The sequence below is a fragment of the Neobacillus sp. OS1-32 genome (assembly GCF_030915425.1).
In the GTDB taxonomy this organism is placed as follows: domain Bacteria; phylum Bacillota; class Bacilli; order Bacillales; family Cytobacillaceae; genus Neobacillus; species Neobacillus paridis.
Map to the genome: position 1 here is coordinate 2803480 of NZ_CP133263.1, position 23927 is coordinate 2827406.

Consider the following 23927-nt stretch of genomic DNA (forward strand, 5'->3'; position numbering starts at 1 on the left):
ACCCAAAGATATGGCCTGCAAATTTGCGTTATTTTGAAATCTACCTTTAAACAATGGTAAAATAGATTCCAACTATGCTTCATGATTACATCGCATTGACTCTAGTTTTAATTTTTATATACAAAGTAAAGAGTAGCAAACTAGGGAATTTTTTCAATTTATGTAAAACCCACCTAGAATCCTATTGCTGCGAGTGAATTTTTGGTTAAAACATAAAAATCAAACTTTATAGTTTAGGAGAATCACTTATGAAAAAAAGAAGACGGAAGAAATTTAGAACGTTTTTCGGTCTGCTCGTGCTTTTTGGAATTTTGGCGATGATTCAAACTTATTTTCAACAAAGTCCTTCTATACCGCGAGAAAAAACTGATCCCTTTGCTGGGGTTAAAAAATATCGTCCTCAACTTCAAAGTGAATTAGCAAAGTACCATCTTGAAAAATACACAGATGTTTTGGTTGCATTGATGCAGCAAGAAAGCCACGGTCAAGGCGGCGATCCCATGCAGGCTTCCGAGTCGGCCGGTTTGGCAAAAAATACGATTCAGAATCCGAAACAGAGCATTCAAGTAGGGGTGAAACATTTTCATCGGGTTCTCACCTATGGCCGTCAGCAAAAGGTGGATTTCCCGACAATTATTCAAGCCTACAACATGGGCACCGGCTATATTACCTTCGTGGCACAGCACGGCGGCAAGCATAGCGAGGAACTAGCTAAACAGTTCTCAAAGATACAGGTGAAAAAGAAGCCTGATCTTTATAATTGCGGCGGAGATAAAAATAATTTCCGCTACCCTTACTGTTATGGTGACTTCACCTACAGTACAAAGGTGATAAAAAACATGCGATTGCTGGTTGACAGCGTGCCAGTAAGTGGGAATGGGGAAAAGAAAACTGGGGAATCGTTTTGAATAGTTGATTTTCTTAGTGTAATTTGCAGGGGTGACTGGCCGGACTTGGGTTTTCTCTCCCTTCCCGGTCACTCGTTTCTGTTCATTGAACCCTCCCATATTCACTTTTTCCTTTCTCGCTCGTTCGTTTCTGTTCATTGAACCTTCCTATATTCACTTTTTCCTTTCCCGCTCGTTCGTTTCTGTTCATTGAACCTTCCCATATTCACTTTTCCCCGTTCCGCTCACTGCTTTCTGTTCATTAAACCTTCCCATATTCACTTTTCCCCGCTCCGCTCACTGCTTTCTGTTCATTGAACCTTCCTATATTCACTTTTTCCTTTCCCGCTCGTTCGTTTCTGTTCATTGAACCCTCCTATATTCACTTTTTCCTTTCCCGCTCGTTCGTTTCTGTTCATTGAACCCTCCCATATTCACTTTTCCTCGTTCCGCTCACTGCTTTCTGTTCATTAAACCTTCCTATATTCACTTTTTCCTTTCCCGCTCGTTCGTTTCTGTTCATTGAACCTTCCCATATTCACTTTTCCCCGTTCCGCTCACTGCTTTCTGTTCATTGAACCTTCCCATGTTCACTTTTCCCTGCTCCGCTCCCTGCTTTCTGTTCATTGAACCTTCCTATATTCACTTTTTCCTTTCCCGCTCGTTCGTTTCTGTTCATTGAACCCTCCTATATTCACTTTTCCCCGCTCCGCTCCCTGCTTTCTGTTCATTGAACCCTCCCATATTCACTTTTCCTCGTTCCACTCCCTGCTTTCTGTTCATTGAACCTTCCCATGTTCACTTTTCCCCGCTCCGCTCCCTCGTTTGGTGACCTTCGTTACTCTTTTTCGCTCTTCCCTGTCTCTTATCGGACTTATACCTTACGAGAAGTTGCGTTATGAAAAAAGAGTGCCTGACTCTAAAATGGTACCTATGTCAAGGACACAATAAAAAAAGAGGTTAAGCAACTAGAAGATGATTTCTATATTGAATAGGGGTCATCTTTTTTAAATTCCATTGATATCGATAATTGTTATAGTAAACCATATAGTGATTTATTTTTGCTTTTAGTTCTTTTAAGGATTTACAAGATTGATAGTCTACTTCATCTTTTAAATGACCAAAGAAAGATTCTTGAGGGGCATTATCCCAACAGTTCCCTCTTCGAGACATAGATTGGCCTAGGCCATATTTTTTTAATAACTTTTGATATCTTGGGCTCGTATAATGGCTCCCTTGATCAGAGTGGATGAAGGCATCTTTATGCAGTGTAATCTTCTTGTTTTTCATTAGTTTGTGAATCGTCTTTGTTGCGATGTCTAGGGTGATACGGTCAGAAACATGGTAAGCCAGGAGTTCGTTAGTGGACGCATCTTTTATGGTTGACAAATAAGCCATAGAATTTCCGTTATATGGCAAATAAGTAATGTCCGTTAATAACACTTTTCCTGGAACTCCTTGTTTAAATTCCCTATTTAACTTGTTTGGAACAACCTGATGCTCCTTGGTTGCTTTAGCAATCCTTTTATAAGGATTTGGCTTTCTATGAGGACAGACGATTCCATATTTCCTCATGATTCTTTGTATCTTTTTACGGCTAAAGAGAATGTTAAATTCATTCTCCAATATCATTTTAATGGAGCGTGAACCTTTCTTATATCCGCGTCGATCAAAGGCCTTTAAAATGATTTCCTTCGCTTCAAGGTCCAATTTCTCCTTTGCTTCCCGGAAAGAGGCAGCCTTTAGGTAGCTATAATATCCAGACCGGGATACCTCTAAGAGTTCACATAAATACTTGGTCATCCCCTTAAATCCATTTTGTTCAATAGTCTCCTGAATCAATTGATATGCATTATTCGGATTTAGATTTTCGCTTGAGTTTAGCAGCCTCCTTTCTGTCGTTTCTAGCTTTTTTAACAGCTCAACCTGTCCTTCCAACAGCTCGATTCTTGCCTTTTGTCTTTCAATCACTTCGGACGGTGTAAGCTCACGTTTCAAGGGTCTACCGGATGCGTTTTTCCTCGTATCTGTAAGCCCAATCAAACCATTCTTCTCATAGGCTTTTTTCCACCTGCAGGCTGACTGTTCGATTCGTTTTATTCCTATAACGTCCACATCGAAGCCGTTCTCCGCAAAGATCTGACGAGGGAGTTTGCCGGCTAGGTACTCATCCATAAATCTATTTTTAAAATCGTCAGTATAGGTAATAGACCGATCGCTGACACGATGTACATTTGGATTCTTTTGAAGTGTGTTTATCTCTTTGATTGAAAAAGTTATTTTACTCATGTTGTCCCCTAATCCCCATATTCTGAAATTCAAGTATATAAAAAAATACCTGTAGGTGAAACACTCTTTTTCAAGTGTCCTACCTACAGGTACCATTTTACTCCGTTGTGAATCATACACTCTTTTTTGCTTTAAAATAATTTTGTCCAAAAGCTTTCCTTGGCAGCAGGGATTTCCGGAGCTTTCTTTGTAATAAAAATTTCATCCTTATCAATTGCATAATCCAGTGCCAATACCAAACCAATGTCTGTGTTACTTTCTTTATTTGTGACAATGGTATGCCCAATTTTGTTCTTCGTTGCTTGTTTTACATATTTGGATAGTTGCTCATAGCTCAAAGTTCCATTAAGAAAAAGGTGTGCCTTGGGATACTCCTTCATATACTGCTCTACCTCTGGGTATACCGTTTCCTCTGCAACCTGGCCTTTCTTTAAAGCGACCACTATCCGCTCTCGCAGTGTCCCCAAGTATTTCCGCCGCTCATCCGGCTTCGTTTCCAAAGGTCCATGAATCCCTTGTTGAAGGATCTCTTCAACATTCATTTTTTTCAATCCAATCAACTCCAATACAAGAACTATTATTTCCTATGATAGGACAAAAAGGATTGTTCCATTCATTTTTATTTTTTCGTACCAAGCAACCGGACTTTCTTGAGCAAGGGCTCTCATTTATAAATTTTGCGTTGATGGGAGTTCCTATGGCTATATTCTGGACAATGCCCCCTTCTCTCTATCCATCCAGGCAAGGCGTAAAAAAGTAAAAAACTACGGAGAAACCGGCTTCCCCGTAGTTTTATGATAACAAATTAGCGGATATCCTTGATAAAGGTTTTGATTTTTGGAGTCAGTGCAAACAAAATAATCGAAAGAACAATTGACAGTACTCCAATAACACCAAAGTAGGTCATTTCTGTTTCCGGCGTATAGAATTTAACGATTTGCGCGTTAAGTGCTTGAGCCGCTGCGTTCGATAAGAGCCACATACTCATCATTTGTGATGAGAAAGCAGACGGTGCCAGTTTGGTGGTCGCTGACAGGCCAACAGGCGATAAGCACAATTCCCCGATTACGACGATAAAGTAGCTAAGTACAAGCCATAATGGATTAACCAATGCATGCGTTCCGCCGATCAAAGCAGGAACTAAAATAACGACGAATGACAACCCCGCGAATAGCAGACCGTAGGCAAATTTCGCCGGGATCGTTGGTGCCTTATTACCCAATTTTACCCAAAGTGTTCCAACAATTGGTGCAAACACAACGATAAACAATGGGTTCGCTGACTGGAACCAAGATGGATTAATATGAATTCCCGCAAAGTCTAATTGTGTCCGTTTGTCAGCAAAAGCGGCAAGAATCGTTGAACCTTGCTCTTGGATTGACCAGAACATAACGGCTGCCAAGAATAACGGAATAAAGGCGATCAAATGCGAACGCTCTTCCTTTGTTGTTTTTGGACTGCGGTACATGTAAATAAAATAGATGGTTGGAATTACAAATCCAAGGATTCCGACAAGGTAAATAAACCGTTGAACGGTTAAAATGCCGGTCATAGCAGAAATCGTAATGATTACGGCAAGAACAACTGCTGCCAAGCCAAATTTTACAAAAGTAGTTTTCTTTTCCTCTGAGGATAATGGATTATGAACGAATTGACCAGCAAGGCCAAGGTTCTTTTTCCTTGTTAAAACATAACAAACTAATGCCAAGAACATTCCAAGAGCAGCGATACCAAAACCTAAATGGAAATTATAATTCATTCCAACTGTTCCGACAATTAATGGAGCAATAAAGGCCCCGAGGTTTACACTCATATAAAAAATACTGAAGCCAGCATCACGGCGGGCGTCATTAATATCATACATTTCCCCTACAACCGTCGAAATATTTGGCTTTAATAAGCCTGTACCGAGGATAATTAACACCATTGAAGTAAAAAACATTGCTTTACTTCCAGGTACAGCTAAAGCGATATGACCGAACATAATCAAAATACCGCCGTAAAACAGCGACTTGGATGGTCCAATCAACCGGTCTGCCACCCATCCACCAATGATCCCTGACATGTAGATCAATGATCCATATACAGAAGCGATGGCGAGGGCCGTCTGCTGGTTCATACCTAATCCGCCTTTAGTGACGGAATAATACATATAATAGACTAGAATGGCTTTCATGCCATAGTATGAAAATCTTTCCCAAAATTCAGTAAAGAATAACGTAAACAATCCTTTAGGATGACCAAAAAAACCTGTTTGAGGAACACTATCCACAATCTTCTGTCTATTTGACATTTCTTCTGGAATTATTTCCTCAATTTTCTGTTTTCTTAATGTTGACATTCAATTTAACCTCCATTTCTATATTAAAATAATAAATATATTGTTGAAAGTTGTCAATTGTTAGTTTTTTCAAAGATTAGATTTGTTTAGTACTTAGTGAAAATTATCTTAAAATACTAATTCGTCAAAATTTTTTATAAAATGCATCTGAAAACAAAAAATCCCTCCCTCCAGTTAAGGAGAGAAGGATCAAAAGGATTATATTTATTTTGTACTTGTAAATTGTTCTTCTTCTGTTGAGCCTTTTAGTGCAGTTGTAGAAGAAGTACCACCAGTAATTACCATAGATACTTGGTCAAAGTAACCTGTGCCAACTTCACGTTGGTGACGAGTTGCAGTATAACCGTATTGTTCGCTGGCAAATTCAGCTTGTTGTAATTCAGAGTAAGCGGCCATGCCACGATCTTTGTAGCCGCGAGCAAGCTCGAACATGCTGTGGTTTAGAGCATGGAAACCTGCAAGTGTAACGAATTGGAATTTGTAGCCCATTTTACCAAGCTCTTGTTGGAAGTTTGCAATCGTTTCTTCATCGAGCTTAGCCTTCCAGTTGAAAGAAGGAGAGCAGTTATATGCCAATAGCTTGCCAGGGAATTGTTCATGGATTGCTTCCGCAAAACGTCTTGCTTCCTCAATATTTGGCTCGGAAGTTTCACACCAGATCAAGTCCGCATATGGTGCATAAGCTAAGCCACGGGCAATTGCTTGATCAATTCCGGCTTTCGTACGGAAAAATCCTTCGGTTGTACGCTCACCAGTAATAAATGGAGCATCGTTCATATCGATATCGCTTGTAATTAAATCAGCAGCGTTGGCATCTGTACGAGCAACCAATACAGTTGGCACACCCATAACATCGGCTGCTAGACGGGCTGCAATCAGGTTGCGGACGGCTGTTTGTGTCGGAAGTAATACCTTACCACCTAAGTGACCGCATTTTTTCTCGGAAGATAGTTGGTCTTCGAAGTGAACGCCGGATGCCCCTGCTTCAATCATTGCTTTCATTAATTCGAAGCAGTTTAATTGACCGCCAAAGCCGGCCTCAGCATCAGCTACAATCGGAGCAAACCAGTCGATTGAGTGGTCGCCTTCTCCATGTGTAATTTGATCGGCGCGCTGCAATGCTTGGTTAATCCGCTTCACAACAGCAGGAACGCTGTTTGCCGGATACAAGCTTTGGTCCGGATACATTTGTCCAGCCAGGTTGGCATCTGCAGCAACCTGCCAGCCGCTTAAGTAAATGGCTTTCAAGCCTGCTTTCACTTGTTGAACTGCTTGGTTACCTGTCAGAGCACCAAGTGCATTGATATAGTCTTCCTCGTTTAACAGCTTCCAAAGCTTTTCGGCGCCTTTACGAGCCAATGTATATTCAATGTCGATGGAACCGCGAAGTTTGATAACATCTTCTGCCGTGTATGGTCTTGTAATCCCCTTCCAACGTGCATCCATTTCCCAGCTTTCTTGTAATTGCGCTACTCTTGCATCTGTCATTTTCCATTTCCTCCTATTAATCTACTATTTTTTATATATAAATTTTTTATAACAGCTCATATCCGGGTAGTGTTAAGAAATCAACAAATTCATCGTCTAAAATTAATTGATCAAACAGTTTAACGGCTTCTTCAAAACGGCCGCCGGCAAAAGCTTGTTCCCCAATTTCCTGTTTGATTTTCTCCAACTCCTCTGCCTTAAACGCCTCATACATTTCAACTGTCACTTTACGTCCGTCATTTAAGATCCCTTTCGGGTGACGGATCCATTGCCAAAGCTGAGCCCGTGAAATTTCCGCTGTTGCCGCATCCTCCATCAGGTTGTAAATAGGGGCTGCTCCTCGTCCGGATAGCCATGATGCAACATATTGAATCCCAACGTTGATGTTGGTACGAACTCCTGCCTCGGTAATCGTTCCATTTGGTACTTCCAACAGGTCTTGAGCAGTGACGGTAATTTTCTGCTGTTTTGTCGTATGAATCTGGTTTGGCGTCGGCATCTCGCGATTGAACACTTCCATTGCTACCGGTACCAGCCCCGGATGAGCAACCCATGTCCCATCATGACCATCACGCGCTTCACGCTCTTTATCGGCGCGAACCTTCGCAAATGCTTCTTCATTAGCCTGCGGGTTATTTTTTACCGGAATTTGTGCGGCCATTCCGCCAATTGCCGGTGCCTTGCGTCGGTGACATGTTTGAATTGTAAGTAGCGAGTACGAACGCATAAACGGAACGGTCATTGTCACCTGTGAACGATCTGGCAGAATGACATCGTCCTGTTGGCGCAGCTTTTTCAAATAGCTGAAAATATAATCCCAACGTCCACAGTTCAAGCCAGCTGAATGTTCTTTTAACTCATAGAGAATTTCTTCCATTTCAAATGCTGCCATAATCGTCTCGATCAGCACAGTTGCTTTAATCGTTCCCTGCGCGATACCGAGTTTTTCTTGAGCAAAAACGAATACATCGTTCCAAAGTCGAGCTTCTAAATGACTTTCCAGCTTTGGCAGATAGAAATAGGGGCCTGTACCTCTAGCCAACAATTCTTTTACGTTATGGAAAAAGTAAAGGCCGAAATCGACAAAGCTTCCCGAGATTGGTTTTCCGTCTACTAAAATATGCTTTTCCTCAAGGTGGAGCCCACGGGGTCTTACGATCAACACGGCTGTCTGCTCATTTAATTCGTACTTTTTGCCATTTGGATTTTCAAAGGAAATCGTCCGCTTTACCGCATCTCGTAAGTTGATCTGTCCTTCAACAATATTTTCCCATGTCGGTGATGTGGCATCTTCAAAGTCAGCCATGAACATTTTTGCACCTGAATTCAAGGCGTTTATCACCATTTTTCGGTCTGTCGGCCCGGTAATTTCCACGCGGCGATCTTGTAAATCTTTTGGCAGCGGGGCAATTGTCCAATCCCCGTTGCGGATATGTTTTGTTTCCGGAAGGAAGTCAGGCAGCTTGCCATTGTTAATTTCCTCTTGGCGCTTTTGTCTGGACTGTAACAGTTCCACTCTTCTCGCGCCAAAATTCCGCTCTAATTCTTCAATGAAATTCAACGCTTCAGGCGTCAAAATCTCTTCAAATTGGGCTTTCAAGGCCCCGACCACTTCAATACCCCTTGTTTGCGTCGACATGTACTACATCACCTCTTGTTATAATACAGAAACTTACCTCGTTTTGTATTATATAACACTATTTACAAAAAAGAAACCACTTTTCTGAAAATTTTTATAAAAAAGAGGTGAATATTACCTTAATTCAATATTTACAAGGGGAAAACAGCTGACAGAAATAAAAAAATAGCCTAAAAGCAAAAAAATAACCGGCAAAAAAGCCGGTCGGTTATTACGGGTAAATATAAACAAACGGTTCGGTATCATTGGCCTTTTTGACGATCAGCGCTTCGGGTCCGTTGACAGAGGTGACACTTACCGAAACCGGTAAGTATTTAGGGAAATATTGCATTACTAACCCTGTTACATACTGGGTAAAACCGATTCCTTCCGATTTCCCATAAAATTGGATTGGGATCGTAATCGAAAGATCCTGCAGCTGATCTCCTACGTAAAAAGCTCTTCCAATAACACCGGTAAAGTTAGGAAAATAATCCTCTACATCCTGCTTAAAGTTCAAAAAGGAAATGACATCATCGCGATGATCTTTTTGGGCATCAGCTGAAGGGAATAAATAAAACTTTTCATTTACCTTCTCCCATTTATTCAGGCTCGAACTGCCACTGTCAACGGTGGTATAAGCAAAGAAATTACCGGGGACGACAGACGATTTCTTTTCCTGTTTAAATAAGGCAATCGTAATCGGGACCTCGGACAGACCTTTCATTCCCCTCATCCGCTTGACTACTTCAGCGGCGATTTTTTTTCCTTCCTGTACCATATCGGCATATTTAATCGTTTCATCCCTTTCCACCGTACCGCTGCCGACGGAAACTTTATAGTAATAGGTCGAATTCATCGCGAGTCCAATTACAACTCCGCCTAATTTTACATTTCCTTTATCATCCTTGGTTAAATAATCATGCTCGAGAATATGAGCCAAATAAATCGGTGAGCTCGGGTTTGCTTCAGTCCCTGTATTAATCGGGTTCAATCCGACATTATCAGATTGTTTTAGTTTATTTTTCTTTAGTTGTTGTTTTGTATATCGGCGGTTTAACCAGGCCTTAATGGTATCAGCCTTAATCTCCTGCCCTTCACGAAAATAATACTTATCCGTATCAAAACTGTTCTGGGCAATCCGCATTAAACCCATTTCGAATTCATTTAAATCATATCTCGTATTAATATTATTTACGACCAGCCCGCGCGCTTCCCCTGGTTTAAAGGGAAGAATCGTCCGATAATATTTATCCGATATATTGTACTTTGGAATAATTGCCTTTCCTTTACTCGACTTCCCTGAAGTTTGGACCTCTTCATTTTGCTTACTGAAATTAGGTGCACAGGCACTAAGCAAAAGAACGAGGGTAAAGGCAAGCAATGAGAGTTTTCTCATATAATGAAACACCTCTTACTTATTTAATTCTTCCAGCAGCTTCTCTTCATCCCACACTTCAATTCCCAGCTCTTGTGCCTTGGTTAGCTTTGAACCTGCGTCGGCACCCGCAATGACCAGATTTGTCTTTTTACTCACACTTCCGGAAACATTGGCACCAAGGGATTCCAGCTTTTCCTTTGCTTCACTGCGGGTTAACTGCTCGAGTTTTCCAGTAAGCACAACTGTTTTTCCGGCAAAAATCGAATCCAGTTCCGCTGCTGAAACGGGTTTTGCCCCTTTGTATTCCATATTAACTCCGGCAGCCACTAACTCCTGAATGAGTTCCTTCGCTTCTTCCTGTTCAAAAAAGCTGACAATGGAATCGGCCATCTTGTCGCCAATTTCAGCGATTGCGATTAACTGCTCTTTTGAAGCGGCAGCCAGTTTTTCCATGGTATCAAATTGGATTGCCAGTGTTTTGGCTGCTTTTGCCCCGACATGACGGATACCAAGTCCAAACAGCAATTTCTCCAAGGAAATGCCCTTCGATGTTTCAATCGCCGCTAATAAATTGGAAACAGATTTTTCACCCATTCTTTCCAGCGCCAGCAGTTGCTCACGAGTTAGCTTATAAATATCAGCGACATCACTGATTAATTTTGCTGCAAACAGCTGACTAATGACCTTTTCTCCAAGGCCTTCAATGTTCATGGCATTACGAGAGACAAAGTGAATCAGCCCCTCACGAATTTGTGCCGGACATTTCGGATTAATACATCTCAGTGCAACCTCACCTTCAAGACGGACAAGTTCACTGCCACATTCCGGACAATGGGTCGGCATCTGAAAATCAACCTCTTCACCTGTTCGTTCACCAGCAAGAACATTTACCACCTCCGGAATGATATCGCCGGCTTTTTTGACCACAACCTTATCGCCAATTCTGATATCTTTCTCTCGAATTAAATCCTCATTGTGGAGCGAGGCACGTTGAACAGTTGTTCCGGCTACTTTAACAGGAGTAAGAATGGCGGTTGGCGTAATCACACCCGTCCTGCCAACGCTAACTTCAATATCTAAGAGGGTCGTAACCACTTCTTCGGCCGGAAATTTATAGGCAATCGCCCAGCGCGGATTTTTAGCCGTTGTGCCGAGTTCTTCCTGCTGGGCAAGTGAATCAACTTTGATGACAATCCCGTCTATTTCATACGGAAGTTGTGGGCGTTTTTCAGTCCAGTTATGGATGTATGCCAATACCTCATCAATCGTGGCACATTGGCGCCGTTCTTTATTTGTTTTAAAGCCAAGCTTGTCTAATTGATCAAGACTGTCGCTATGGGTAGCAGCCCCAATTACCTCGGGGTTTCCAATAGCATACAAAAAGATATCCAGCCGTCTTGAGGCAGCTATTTTCGGATCGAGCTGGCGGAGTGAACCTGCCGCGGCATTTCTCGGGTTGGCAAACAGTTCCTCGCCCCGCTCTTTCCTGGCTTCATTTAAGGCCTCAAATGAACGCTTTGGCATATATGCTTCCCCGCGAACCTCGATGGAAATTGGTTCCTTTAGGCGCAGCGGAATCGATTTAATCGTTTTTAAGTTGGCCGTGATATCTTCGCCGATCGTGCCGTCACCGCGGGTGGAGCCTTGAACAAACAGACCGGCCTCATATCGCAGGGAAACCGCTAGTCCATCAATCTTCAGTTCACACACATAGGATACATGATCGCCGACAGCCTGACGGACTCTCCGGTCAAAGTCGCGTAAATCCTGCTCATTAAAGGCATTTCCCAAGCTTAACATCGGAATCCGATGCTCCACTTTTTCAAACATATCAAGTACGGCACCACCAACACGAACGGTTGGCGAGTCCAGAGTTTTAAGCTGGGGAAACTGCTCTTCCAACTGGATTAGCTCCTTCATTAAACGGTCATATTCCGCATCCGGTACTGACGGTTTGTCTAACACATAATATTCATAGCCATATTGATTTAATAAACTTCTTAATTCTTGTATCCTTGTTTCAGCAGTTTGAAGGTCCATATATCCAGCCCTTTCCTGAAAAAATCATTAAATTGGACTCCATAACGGGAGTTTTTGTTACACCTGTTTGATCGGTGCAAATTTTGCCAGTAGACGTTTAATGCCAATTGGGCTTGGGAAAGCAATATCAAGCTCTGTTCCTTCGCCTTGACCTTTCACACTGACAACCGTTCCAATTCCCCATTTCCCGTGTTCTGCTTTATCGCCGACCTTCCAAGCGACATTTTCACCGCCGGAAGAAGTCGGCCTCATCACCGGTTTTCTAGGTGCTGCAGGAGCTCCGAAGGATGATCTCGATGTCCCAAATGTTGCCGATCCCGATCGGCCAAAGGGTCTTGATCCAAACGGCGTGTCCACACTAGTCTCCTGTTCGACCCCTTCTAAAAGTTCTTCTGGAATTTCACTGATGAACCGTGATGCCGGATTGACATTCGTACGGCCAAACAACGTTCTGATCTGGGCATTGGTGAGGAACAAGCTTTGCTCCGCTCGGGTAATGCCAACATAAGCAAGGCGCCGTTCTTCCTCCATTTCCGCCTCTTCCATTAATGAGCGGCTATGAGGGAAGACACCCTCCTCCATCCCGATTAAAAAGACAACCGGAAATTCCAGCCCTTTTGCCGAGTGCAAGGTCATCAGGACGACGGAATCCGCTTTTTCCCCTTCATCATCCATCGAATCAATGTCAGCGACTAAAGCCAAATCGGTTAAGAAGGCAACGAGGCTTTTGTCTTCATTTACTTCCTCAAAGTTCTTCGTAACAGATAAAAATTCTTCCAGGTTTTCCAAGCGGCTTTGCGCTTCGATCGACTTTTCCGCCTTCAGCATTTCCGAGTAACCTGTTTTCTCTAAGACTTCCTCGACTAACTCCGTAACTGAAAGGAATTCCTGCATTTGCGTATAGTTTTTGATTAAGTCGCGGAATTCTCTCGCCGCTTTGGTGATTTTCGGGCTTAACCCCATCAGTTCAACCGAATTCAATGCCTCAAAAATAGAAAGATCATGCGCTGCGGCAAAGCTTGCCATTTTATCTAAAGAGCTCGCTCCAATCCCGCGTTTCGGGACATTGATAATCCGCTGCAGACTGATATCATCATCCGGATTAGATATAAGCCGTAAATACGCCAGCATATCTTTAATTTCTTTGCGGTCATAGAACTTCGTCCCGCCGACAATCTGATAGCTTATATTTGATTTTAACAGCACTTCCTCCATCACACGCGATTGGGCATTGGTGCGGTAAAGGATGGCCATATCAGACAGCTTATACTGATTGTTGCGGGTTAACTCTTTTATTTTTCCGGCGACAAATTGGGCCTCGCCCTGCTCACTATCAGCACGGTAATAAACAATCTTGTTTCCTTCCGGGTTTTCCGTCCACAGGTTTTTCGGCTTGCGGTTAAAATTATGTTCAATCACCTTGTTCGCCGCTAACAAAATTCGTTTCGTTGAACGGTAGTTTTGCTCAAGCAGAATCACTGTGGCATCGGGATAATCTTTTTCAAACGAAAGAATATTGGTAATGTCAGCGCCGCGCCAACGATAGATCGATTGGTCCGAATCGCCGACGACACAGAGATTTTTAAAGCGGCTGGCCAGCAGCTTGACGAGTATATACTGGGCTTTGTTGGTGTCCTGATACTCATCGACATGTATATATTGAAATTTGCGTTGATAATATTCCAGCACTTCCGGAACACGCTTAAATAGCTGGATCGTTTTCATGATCAAGTCATCGAAGTCGAGCGCCTGATTTTTCCGGAGGCGCTTTTGATATTCTTCATACACGTCACTGACAACTTGCTCATAGTAGCCGCCGGCAGTTTTAGCATATTCCTCGGGGGCTATCAATTCATTTTTTGCCGAACTTATCGAACCGAGAATGGCCCGCGGATCAAATTTTTTGACATCTATATTTTTATCTTTCAAAATGCCCTTGATCACCGATTGCTGATCGGCTGAGTCAAGGATCGTAAAATTACGATTAAAACCGAGCCGGTCAATGTCCCGGCGTAAAATTCTAACGCACATGGAGTGGAACGTCGAAATCCAAATTTCTTCGGCTGTCCCGCCCATCATCTTCGCAATTCTTTCTTTCATTTCCCGAGCCGCTTTATTGGTAAAGGTAATCGCTAGAATGTTGTAGGGATTCACGCGCTTTTCGACAATTAAATAAGCAATCCGATGTGTTAACACCCTTGTTTTGCCACTGCCGGCACCGGCCATAATTAACAATGGACCGTCTGTTGCCTTGACTGCTTTTTGCTGCTCCGGATTTAAGCCGTTAAGAAGCTTATCAGTTAAATATTGCAATTTTTTCACCACCGTACAAACGTTTGTTCTTATTTTATCGTTTATTTCGTCTTCTGGCAAATCTTTAGCGGATGGCTTGGACAGTTTCCAAGGCATTAGAAAAATTCTCATAAATGGCATTGCCCACGACAATTACATCAGCATGCTTGGCCATTTCTGTTGCCTGTTCAAAGGTCGAAATACCGCCGCCATAAAACAAAGTTGTGCTCTCAAGCGTTTTTTTCACTTCAGCCACTAGCCCCGGATCCCCGTATTTTCCGCTATATTCCAAATAGAAGATTGGCAAATGAAACATTTTCTCTGCCATCATTGCATATGCCTTTATATCATCCGCTGCTAAATTGGAGTTTGCTGCTGTCAATAGGGCAGCTTTACAATTTTCGTTAAGGATACAATAGCCCTCCATGATGATTTCATCCCAATTCATGATCTCACCATATGCTTTTACAGCTTGATGATGCAGCCCGGTAACCCATTTCGGGTCGCTAGTGTTGAGGACCGTTGGGATAAAATAAAGATCGAAGCCCGGTGTTACTGTCTCAATGCTAGATACCTCGAGAACACACGGAACCGTATAGCGACGAATTCTCGCCATTAAATGTAGGACTTGGTCGAGTGTCACCCCGTCCGTTCCTCCAACTAAAATTGCGTCCGTTCCTGATTCACACAGTAATTCCAATTTTTCATCGGAAATTTCTTTATTGGGGTCGAGTTTAAATACATGGCGCCACTTGCTAACATCGTACATTGAAAGGAGTCCTCCTGTATTCTAATTCCATTACACCATTATAGCATTTGCGGAAACGATTCAAAAAGAAAACATTAAATCTGGGGTTGGAAATATATAGGACGGGAAGCCACTTTATAATAAAAGAGCTTTGATTATGTAGATCTGACACATTAACGAAGTGAATTCCCCTTTTTATTCCTAATTTTGTAGAATTATTGAGGGATTTTGTCAAATTAGGCTCGAATTTTGTAAAAAAAGCTTCAAATATGTAAAATTATATACTTTCAGCTTTTATCCTAAAAGGAAAAACCGGAGACTTGGATCTCCGGCTGGTTATTCCTCTTCTTCTTTACTATCTTCTTTAATCCGCTCAAGCACCATTTCATAGGAATCATTGCCAAAATTCAAGCAGCGTTTTACCCGTGAAATCGTTGCCGTGCTTGCCCCTGTTTCGGTTTCAATTTTATGATAGGTATTTCCTTCGCGGAGCATTTTTGCAACATCGAGGCGTTGGGCTAATGATTGAATTTCGTTAATCGTACATAAATCATCAAAAAATCGATAGCATTCTTCCAGATCCTTTAAAGAAAGGATCGCCTTAAATAATTGATCGAGTTCTTTACCCCGTAATTTATCAATTTGCATATATCTTACTCCTTTAATATGAGAATCATTTAAAGCTAACACTCTTTTGTAATCCCGGTTGGGTCGGAACGACATTGACCCATGTCTTTCCTGGTACCATTCGCACCTCTTGTCCATCTTTCAGCGGAACAATCAGGCCATCATGATTTTCCCAATTCACTTCATTTACCTTACCTTTTTGCAGCAAATAGCCTTTCCCGCCAGAAGTTAAATCAATATCCCGGCGCCCGTAAGAGTCGATAAAGCTATGAACGGCTTCAATGATAAAAATATTATCCACTAAAACCGGGTTGTTTGTTTCCAAATCGACGGTTTGTTGACCACCGGAGAAAAAGCGCTTGTATTTTCCGAGTGCAGCATCATACACAAACGAAGAATTGGAGATTCCGCCAGTTGAATAGTTTATAGCAACGGAATTTGCAGCTTTACCGGATAAATTTTTCATTTCTTCATCCGACAAAAATTGGAAGCCTGGTGTTGTCTTTTTCATCGAATACTTTTTCAACTTTGCCCCTTTTAAAATATTCTCGTACGTAATATAAGAGTTGTGGGGGGCTTTTCGCGCTGTAGAGCGTTTAAATAACGTGCCGTCGTACACCATTCCGTTTAAATTATCGACATAATTATTGTTGAGCATCTTCTTTGCTTCCGGGCTGTAGCCGTGAGCGATGTAAAGAGCATTCAAACCCTTGGCTAACTTTATATAATAATCTCTGGCACTTCTTACTGGACCAATATTAGCCGGCTTTTCACTTTGAAAAACAGCTAAGAAACGGGTAATATCACCCTCTGCAAGAATTTCGTATACCACATCAGCCTTGCTTAAACCGGATTGCGGCCGTGCCTTCGGATGATTATTTATCATCACCGCTATCGCTCTTTGCTCCGGCTCTTTCACAGCAGCCATTCCTGTTAAGGGAAAAGTATATTGAGTTTCCTGTTTTTTCACGACCTGCTTGGCTGCTTTTTCTTCTTTCTTCTCCGGTTCCTTCACTTTCTCCTTACTGCAGCCTGAAAAAAGTAGAAGGACAGCTGCTATCGCAACAGCCCATTTCTTCATCTAATGAACACCCCTGCTTCCAGTCAAGTTGATAAATTCTTTTATACTTTAAATCATTAATACCTTTATATTTTAACGCATTATTGTTGGAAAGAGTACTGTTTTATTTATGACGTCATACATTCCTTGCTGTGTAACACGAATGTATGGCAGGTGAGTTGATTGTAAGAATAATAAACTGTAAATTGGATCGTTAAAAGCATAACCCCGTTTTAGCAATTCTGCAAACAGCGTTTTTTGCTGAAGCATCAACTCTTCGATTGGGAGACTAGACATAACCCCGGCTAAAGGCAGCGGCAGTTCACAAATAATTTCGCGATTCTCTACGAGAACAATGCCACCGCCCATTTCTTTCATTCTATTAAAAGCAAAAAGCATATCCTGTTTGCTTTTTCCGATTAAAATGATATCGCCTGTATTGGAAAAGGAGCTTGCCAGCGCCTGCAATTTAGACGTAAATCCCTTTAACATAGTGCTAATCCGCCATGTTCCCTTTCGATCAATCATCGTAAAGAAACTTTCATCATGATCAGTCGACAGTTCATCACTCGAAACATCAATTGAAATGGAATAGGGTTTCGTAATAACAGAGTTCTCCATTTTAATTCCAAAAGGCATCGAAAATTGTAAATCATCCATTGATAATTGCCAATCTAATTCTAACGGTTTAAGCCCATATGGTTCCCAATCGAATTGCGGATAGGCCCCCTCAACCTTCACCCCATCGCGTTTTACCCATTTTCCTTTTGCTAAAACCGAAACCGGCGTCGGATTCTCAATACTTGCTAAAAAGTTAATATTGGCGACCCGTCCTGTTGCAATATTTCCATGTATATAATCGATATTATAATATCTGGCAATATTTACAGTCGCCATATTATAGGCGTCTATGACGGGAACTCCTTTTTCAATGGCAATCCGGATTAATTGGTCGGTAACCCCCTGCTCGTAAAAAGGCGAAGTGGCCCCATCGCTGTTTAACATCATCCGATCATAGGCATCAATGCCCATTCTTCTCATATCGTCTAATAAATCAGGAAGATCGGGACGGATCGATGAATGTCTTAATGACACCATATAGCCTTGCATTAGACGGTTATAAATTTCTTCCCCGTTAATCGCTTCGTGGTCGCAGTCTGCCCCCAAGAGCATCATTTTGGCCAATGTCTTTTCGGATGCACCCGGAAAATGGCCTTCAATTCGCTTTCGCATTCTTTTTGCTTCCTGAATCCAATGAAGCATCATGTCATCACCGTTTAACAGCTTTGGCCACCCCGTCAGTTCCCCGCCTTGGAGAACAGACTCATGCTCAAGCCATGACTTAATATTACTGTGCGAAAATTTTTCTTCCTCATGCAAAATTTCCGTTTGGGAATCAAAGCGACACCACCAAAACATGGTTGTCGGAATTGATTGAAGATCATTTACATATGAAAACGCTTCCTTTTTTTCGAAATTTAAAACAAGTGGCATGTTATCATTAATGATAGTCGTCGTGCCAAACTGTGATGCATATTCCGCAAGTGTATGGGGATTATATAACAGGAACGGATGAGCATGCGGTTCGATGTAACCTGGTACGAGGATTTGGTCCGAACAATCGATCACTTCACAATTTTCCACATGTTTCGGTAAGTTTTCACCGACATAGACAATCCGATCTTGGAAAATCCATATATGAGCTTTCATCCATTTCCGGAAGGTTTGATTTAGATAGGTGGCATTTTTTAATAAAATAGTGGGCGATATCGTCCCGTCCAAAACGGACACATGCATGCGTAAATGTTTATTTTTCCAACGGTAGCGCTGTTCCAGCATACGAAACCCTCCCTAAGTGTAATATCTATAATTCAAATGAAATTTTTCTAAAAAGAAAGCCCTTACAAATTATCTTAATTACTATACTATCATATTTTCTCAGTTAAAGCAGTAAAGAATTGATAAAAACTGTAAACGATTTGCGAAGGAGTGAGCGTAATGAATATAAAACCAAATATTGGGATTATTAACGCGTTAATTCGAATTACTGCAGGATTAACGATTCTAACATGGTGTACAGCAAAACTGGTAAAACGGCCTTGGCGGGATTCCTATTTGTTTGTCGCCATCTGCGCAGCCATGAAGGTAGCGGAAGGAATTGTTCGCTATTGTCCGATGACGGCATTTTTTGAGAAATGTCAGCAAATGCCGCAGCAATCCAGCGGTGAGCAAGATTCGCTCGACGGTATGGAAGGGCTGACTGATGATGTTTTCACAGATAACCCATCTTGATGAGGGGATCACATTCTCAAACAAAATAGATGGCTGCCCCTAACCAGACAGCCCTTCGGAAAGGAAGTCGGTCACCATGATTGGTGAATGGGTAACACATACTTCGTTTGTCGTTATTTTGTTAATTGGAAGCATTGTCGCCATCCTGTATGCTTTCATGCGCCGTACAAAAAATCGGGCTCGACAATGAATTTCGAGTCCGATTTTTGCATGCTTACACATGTAACTGTGAGTTTTGTCAATCAGTCGCGATATGCGGCGGCGATCACCTTCATACCGATATCTTTTCGATAAAAAATGCCCGAACAGTTTATTTTTTCAAGCTCTTTATAAACCTTTGCCTGCGCCTCAGCGAGTCCGGGTGCTTTTGCCCCTACAAGAAGTACCCTGCCGCCTGCTGTAACAAAGTCCCCGGCCTGATTCTTGGCCGTTCCAGCATGAAAAACAAATTGATCAATGTCTGCTAAACCAGCCAGGACAGCACCGTTTTGATAGCTTCCCGGATATCCTTTTGAAGCAACAACCACCCCAAGCATTGCTTGGGAGTCCCATGTCAGAACTGGTCGGCCGCCACTTAAAAGTTCAAGGATTACTTCGACTAAATCTGATTGCAGCCGCGGGAGCACCACCTGTGTTTCCGGATCGCCAAACCTAGCATTAAACTCGATGACCTTTGGACCCTCAGCCGTCTTGATCAACCCTGCATACAAAATTCCGCAAAAGCTCCTGCCTTCCTGCACTAATGCTTTTGCGGCTGGAATCAAAATGGTGTCGACGGCAGTTTGCACCGTTTCCGAACCGATTTGCGGCACAGGGGAATACGCCCCCATTCCGCCGGTATTCGGACCTTCGTCCCCGTCGTATGCCCGTTTATGATCTTGAGCAATTTCAAGCGGTATCACGACCTCACCATTGACAAATGCCATTAACGAAAATTCTTCCCCGCTCAAAAACTCCTCGACAACAACACGTGAAGAGGCTTCGCCAAATCTTGCCGCAACTAACATCTCCTCCAGAGCAGCGAACGCCGCTTCTTTCGTGAACGCTACTGTTACACCCTTTCCTGCCGCTAAACCGTCTGCCTTGATGACAATCGGCGCCCCTTTTTCCTCGACATACTGACGCGCTTCCTCATAGGAGGTAAACACCGCGTAATCAGCCGTTGGGATTTTATATTTTTTCATCAATTCTTTGGCGAACGATTTGCTGCCTTCAATTTCCGCCGCTGCTTTTTGCGGACCAAACACTTTTAATCCTGCCGCCTGAAATTGATCAGCCAGTCCTGCTAACAACGGAACCTCTGGACCGATAATGGTTAAGCCGACCTCTTTAGACTGGGCAAAATCCAGCAGCTGTTCGTGGTTGGACTCCTCAATGGCAACAAGTTCAGCCACATCTGTCATGCCGGGGTTCCCGGGGGCCACGAATACTTTCTCAACCAGCGGACTTTCGCTGACCTTGCGACATATCGCATGCTCCCTGCCACCGCGTCCGATAACTAGAACCTTCACGCTGCCCACCTCCGTTTCTTATTGTAAAAATAACGATTAATTGAGTTATATTAGCGAATTTAACAATCTGATTTGCGGTTTTGTCTCGTTTATTTGCGATATCGACTCATTTATTAGCGGTTTCAACTCGTTTATTAGCGGTTTCGTCTAGTTTATTAGCGATTTCAACCAACATATTAGCGAATCGTAGAAAGCACTTCAACATTAATGTTTAAAATGTCTTACCCCGGTAAATACCATGGCGATACCATATTCATCGGCTTTTTTAATCGAATCCGCGTCCTTAATCGAGCCGCCGGGTTGAATAATCGCAGTGATGCCTGCTTTTGCCGCTGCTTCGACGGTATCATCCATTGGGAAGAAGGCATCGGAGGCCAGTGCCGCCCCTTCTGCTCGCTTGCCAGCCTGTTTAAGGGCTATTTCTGCTGAACCAACGCGATTCATCTGTCCCGCACCAATCCCGAGCGTCATATCTTGATTTGCAACAACAATCGCGTTCGACTTTACATGTTTCACGACCTTCCACCCAAGCTTCAAAGCTGCCCATTCTTCAGGAGTAGGCTGCCGCTTTGTTGGGATCGTGATCGTGGCATCGTCTAGTGTATAATTGTCGCGATCTTGGACAAGCAATCCGCCTTCAACGGTTACCAACTTCGACTCTGCTTTTTGCGACTGTCCAAATGGAACAGTGAGTAAGCGGATATTCTTTTTCGCTGCTAAAATCGTTACCGCTTCGTCCGTGAAGGACGGGGCAATCACTATTTCCAAGAAGATTTCATGAAGTTTCGCAGCTGTTTGCGTATCGATTTCCCGGTTGAAAGCAACGATTCCGCCAAAAATTGAAACTGGATCCGCCTCAAAGGCTTTTTCAAATGCCTCAAATACCGTTGTTCCAGTACCGACGCCACACGGGTTCATATGTTTTACGGCAACTGCCGCCGGGTCAGTGAATTCTTTGACAATTTGCAGGGCAGCATCAGCATCATTGATATTATTGTAGGATAATTCTTTTCCGTGCAGCTGTTTCGCATATGCAATCGAGAAGGTCGAACCGAGCGGTTTGCGATAAAAAGCGGCCTTCTGATGCGGGTTTTCACCATAACGAAGGGATTGCTTTAATTCATATGTAACTGTTAACTTTTCCGGCGTTTCCTCACCTGCAAGATTTGTCATATATTCGGCAATAAGAGCATCATAGGCTGCCGTATGACGGAAAACTTTTGCCGCCAGCTTACGGCGCGTTTCAAGTGTCGTCTCACCGTGGTCCTTTAACTCAGCGATAACCGTTACATAATCCGCCGGGTCGACGACAACCGTTACATACTGATGGTTTTTTGCCGAGGCCCGAAGCATCGTCGGTCCGCCGATATCAATATTTTCGATGGCATCCTCGACGGTTACATCCGGTTTTGCAATGGTTTGCTGAAATGGATACAAGTTGACACAGACAAGTTGAATCGGTTCAATGCCATGTTCCTTTAGCTGTTGTTGATGCCCTTCATCATCATGTTTGGCCAGTAACCCGCCATGGATCAAAGGATTTAATGTCTTAACACGGCCTTCAAGAATTTCCGGGAATCCCGTTACATCACTGACACCAAGAACAGGTACACCTTGCTCCTGGAGCATTTTTTTCGTCCCGCCTGTTGAAATAATTTCAAACCCAAGACGGCTGAGTTCCTTAGCAAATTCCCCCACTCCGCTTTTGTCAGAGACACTTATTAATGCACGTTTTTTCATTTTATTTTCCCTCTCCTCTTGTCAACAGCATTTGCAGAATCGCTGGATATAACTTGTGTTCGGTATCCTGAATCTTCCGTTGCAGACTTTCTCTCGTTTCATCATCGGCAATCCGGATTCGTTCCTGAACAATGATTGGACCAGTATCCATTCCTTGATCAACAAAATGAATCGTCACACCGCTCCATTTGGCGTTGGCGGCCAACGCCTGACCAATGGCATCTTTACCCGGGAACTCCGGCAGCAGCGACGGATGAATATTCACAATCCGGCCTTCGTACTCCCTTAAAAGCGTTGGCCCGACCAGCCGCATATAGCCGGCAAGTGCGATGAACTCTACGTTTCTTTCCTTAAGCTGGGTAACAATTTGCTTCTCAAACTCTTCCTTGCTGGCGTATTCCCTTGGCTGAAACATAAATGTTGGAATCCTCGCCTTCCTTGCTCGCTCCAATACATAGGCCTTTGGGTTGTCACAAACAAGCAGGCAAATTTTCGCCGCCAGTTCTTCCGCCCTGACCGCCTCGACAATCGCTTGAAAATTGCTCCCGCTTCCAGATGCAAAGATGGCAATATTCTTCATCGGCGTCCACCGCGTCCTTTAATAATGATCCCCTCTTGAGCGGTTACAACCCCAATTTCATAAACCGTTTCACCACATTGTTGAAAATGCTCCATTACGGCAGAAGCTTCCTCCCGGTCAACAGCAATTACCATACCGATTCCCATGTTAAAAATATTATACATTTCGTTATAATCAATTTGCCCAACCTCAGAGATTAACTTGAAAATAGCAGGTATCTGCCAGTTTCTTTCATCAAGCTCCGCCCCCAGACCTTCCGGCAGCATCCGTGGAATATTTTCGATAAAACCGCCGCCGGTGATATGGGCCATACCCTTCAGATTGAATTTTTTCAGAGCAGCCAAGATCGATTTCACATAGATTTTCGTTGGTTTCAACAATTCATCGCCCAATGTACACTCGAGTCCATCCACGAACTCCAACAACGACCAGTTGTTAAATACCTTTCTCACTAGTGAGTAACCATTGCTGTGAATGCCGCTTGAGGCCAGCCCAATTAAGACATCACCCGGCTTAATCGTTTCGCCGGTGACAAGCTGCTGCTTTTCACAAGCGCCTACGGCAAACCCGGCAAGATCGTACTCCTCTTCGCGGTAAAGCCCAGGCATCTCTGCTGTTTCCCCGCCGATTAAGGCACAGCCGGCCTGCTGGCAGCCATCAGCGACCCCCTTGACAATGGCTTCAATTTTCTCAGGCTCTGCCTTTCCACAGGCTATATAATCTAAAAAGTAAAGCGGCTCTGCTCCTTGAACGACAATGTCGTTCACACACATCGCGACCGCATCAATTCCAATCGTATCGTGACGATCCAGCATGAAAGCGAGCATGATTTTCGTGCCGACGCCATCGGTGCCTGACACCAGCACCGGTTCTTTTAAATTTAATGCCGATAGGTCAAACATGCCGCCGAAACCGCCCAGGCTGCCGAGGACACCGGCTCTGGCTGTTTTTTCGACATGCTTTTTCATTCGTTTAACTGCTTCATAGCCGGCTTCGATATCAACGCCTGCTTGTTTATATGCATTGGCCACAG

19 protein-coding genes are annotated in these 23927 nt (G+C 43.1%); 3 read left to right on the forward strand and 16 right to left on the reverse strand.

Features of this window, described 5'->3' with window-relative positions; all coding sequences use genetic code 11:
- Positions 1 to 248 precede the first annotated feature (248 nt).
- Positions 249 to 908, forward strand: coding sequence for a lysozyme family protein (locus RCG24_RS13950; RefSeq protein WP_308077297.1), 660 nt, complete (start codon positions 249 to 251; stop codon positions 906 to 908).
- A gap of 939 nt (positions 909 to 1847) precedes the next feature.
- Here RCG24_RS13950 and RCG24_RS13955 read toward each other — a convergent pair.
- The 12 genes from RCG24_RS13955 to RCG24_RS14010 all read right to left on the reverse strand — a co-directional run bounded on the left by RCG24_RS13955 (position 1848) and on the right by RCG24_RS14010 (position 18610).
- Positions 1848 to 3176 carry an IS3 family transposase gene (locus RCG24_RS13955; protein ID WP_202654807.1) on the reverse strand — a complete coding sequence of 443 codons (1329 nt, stop codon included), beginning with the start codon at positions 3174 to 3176 and terminating at the stop codon, positions 1848 to 1850.
- A gap of 131 nt (positions 3177 to 3307) precedes the next feature.
- On the reverse strand, positions 3308 to 3718 hold the full coding sequence (locus RCG24_RS13960; RefSeq protein ID WP_308079187.1) for a YueI family protein: 411 nt from the start codon (positions 3716 to 3718) through the stop codon (positions 3308 to 3310).
- Positions 3719 to 3981: 263 nt separating this feature from the next.
- Complete coding sequence (locus RCG24_RS13965; protein WP_374049098.1) at positions 3982 to 5517, reverse strand: peptide MFS transporter; 1536 nt, start codon at positions 5515 to 5517, stop codon at positions 3982 to 3984.
- Between the two features lie 204 nt (positions 5518 to 5721).
- Positions 5722 to 7005 (reverse strand): isocitrate lyase, encoded by a 1284-nt coding sequence (gene aceA, locus RCG24_RS13970; protein WP_202653552.1) that lies wholly within the window; start codon positions 7003 to 7005, stop codon positions 5722 to 5724.
- A gap of 46 nt (positions 7006 to 7051) precedes the next feature.
- Positions 7052 to 8644, reverse strand: a complete 1593-nt coding sequence (gene aceB / locus RCG24_RS13975) for a malate synthase A (RefSeq protein WP_202653553.1) — start codon at positions 8642 to 8644, stop codon at positions 7052 to 7054.
- Positions 8645 to 8855: 211 nt separating this feature from the next.
- On the reverse strand, positions 8856 to 10022 hold the full coding sequence (locus tag RCG24_RS13980; protein WP_202653554.1) for a CamS family sex pheromone protein: 1167 nt from the start codon (positions 10020 to 10022) through the stop codon (positions 8856 to 8858).
- Positions 10023 to 10037: 15 nt separating this feature from the next.
- Positions 10038 to 12044: an NAD-dependent DNA ligase LigA gene (gene ligA / locus RCG24_RS13985; RefSeq protein WP_308077298.1), complete on the reverse strand. Its 2007-nt coding sequence runs from the start codon at positions 12042 to 12044 to the stop codon at positions 10038 to 10040.
- 57 nt (positions 12045 to 12101) lie between these two features.
- Entirely contained in the window at positions 12102 to 14357 is a 2256-nt protein-coding gene (gene pcrA / locus RCG24_RS13990) for a DNA helicase PcrA (protein ID WP_308079188.1), read from the reverse strand.
- A 64-nt stretch (positions 14358 to 14421) separates the two neighbouring features.
- Entirely contained in the window at positions 14422 to 15105 is a 684-nt protein-coding gene (locus tag RCG24_RS13995) for a heptaprenylglyceryl phosphate synthase (protein ID WP_308077299.1), read from the reverse strand.
- 315 nt (positions 15106 to 15420) lie between these two features.
- The gene (locus tag RCG24_RS14000) at positions 15421 to 15732 is read right to left on the reverse strand and encodes a YerC/YecD family TrpR-related protein (protein WP_308077300.1); all 312 of its coding nucleotides are present in this window, start codon (positions 15730 to 15732) and stop codon (positions 15421 to 15423) included.
- Between the two features lie 25 nt (positions 15733 to 15757).
- Entirely contained in the window at positions 15758 to 16792 is a 1035-nt protein-coding gene (locus RCG24_RS14005; RefSeq protein WP_308077301.1) for a DUF3048 domain-containing protein, read from the reverse strand.
- 72 nt (positions 16793 to 16864) lie between these two features.
- The gene (locus RCG24_RS14010) at positions 16865 to 18610 is read right to left on the reverse strand and encodes an adenine deaminase C-terminal domain-containing protein (protein ID WP_308077302.1); all 1746 of its coding nucleotides are present in this window, start codon (positions 18608 to 18610) and stop codon (positions 16865 to 16867) included.
- Between the two features lie 159 nt (positions 18611 to 18769).
- On the opposite strand from RCG24_RS14010, the gene RCG24_RS14015 reads away from it, so the two are divergent.
- Together RCG24_RS14015 and RCG24_RS21315 are read left to right on the forward strand one after the other, a co-directional pair.
- A complete protein-coding gene (locus RCG24_RS14015) occupies positions 18770 to 19063 on the forward strand; it encodes a YgaP family membrane protein (protein ID WP_308077303.1) in 294 nt (97 codons plus the stop codon).
- Positions 19064 to 19139: 76 nt separating this feature from the next.
- Complete coding sequence (locus RCG24_RS21315; protein WP_374049099.1) at positions 19140 to 19253, forward strand: EYxxD motif small membrane protein; 114 nt, start codon at positions 19140 to 19142, stop codon at positions 19251 to 19253.
- Positions 19254 to 19305: 52 nt separating this feature from the next.
- Here the strand turns inward: RCG24_RS21315 and purD are convergent, their stop codons facing one another.
- From purD to purM, 4 genes are all read right to left on the reverse strand, one after another.
- Complete coding sequence (gene purD, locus RCG24_RS14020) at positions 19306 to 20574, reverse strand: phosphoribosylamine--glycine ligase (RefSeq protein WP_308077304.1); 1269 nt, start codon at positions 20572 to 20574, stop codon at positions 19306 to 19308.
- A gap of 204 nt (positions 20575 to 20778) precedes the next feature.
- Entirely contained in the window at positions 20779 to 22314 is a 1536-nt protein-coding gene (gene purH / locus RCG24_RS14025) for a bifunctional phosphoribosylaminoimidazolecarboxamide formyltransferase/IMP cyclohydrolase (RefSeq protein ID WP_202653562.1), read from the reverse strand.
- A 1-nt stretch (position 22315) separates the two neighbouring features.
- A complete protein-coding gene (gene purN, locus RCG24_RS14030) occupies positions 22316 to 22894 on the reverse strand; it encodes a phosphoribosylglycinamide formyltransferase (protein ID WP_308077305.1) in 579 nt (192 codons plus the stop codon).
- Positions 22891 to 23925 carry a phosphoribosylformylglycinamidine cyclo-ligase gene (purM, locus tag RCG24_RS14035; protein WP_202653564.1) on the reverse strand — a complete coding sequence of 345 codons (1035 nt, stop codon included), beginning with the start codon at positions 23923 to 23925 and terminating at the stop codon, positions 22891 to 22893. Before purM ends, purN begins: the two co-directional genes overlap by 4 nt.
- Positions 23926 to 23927: the final 2 nt, after the last annotated feature.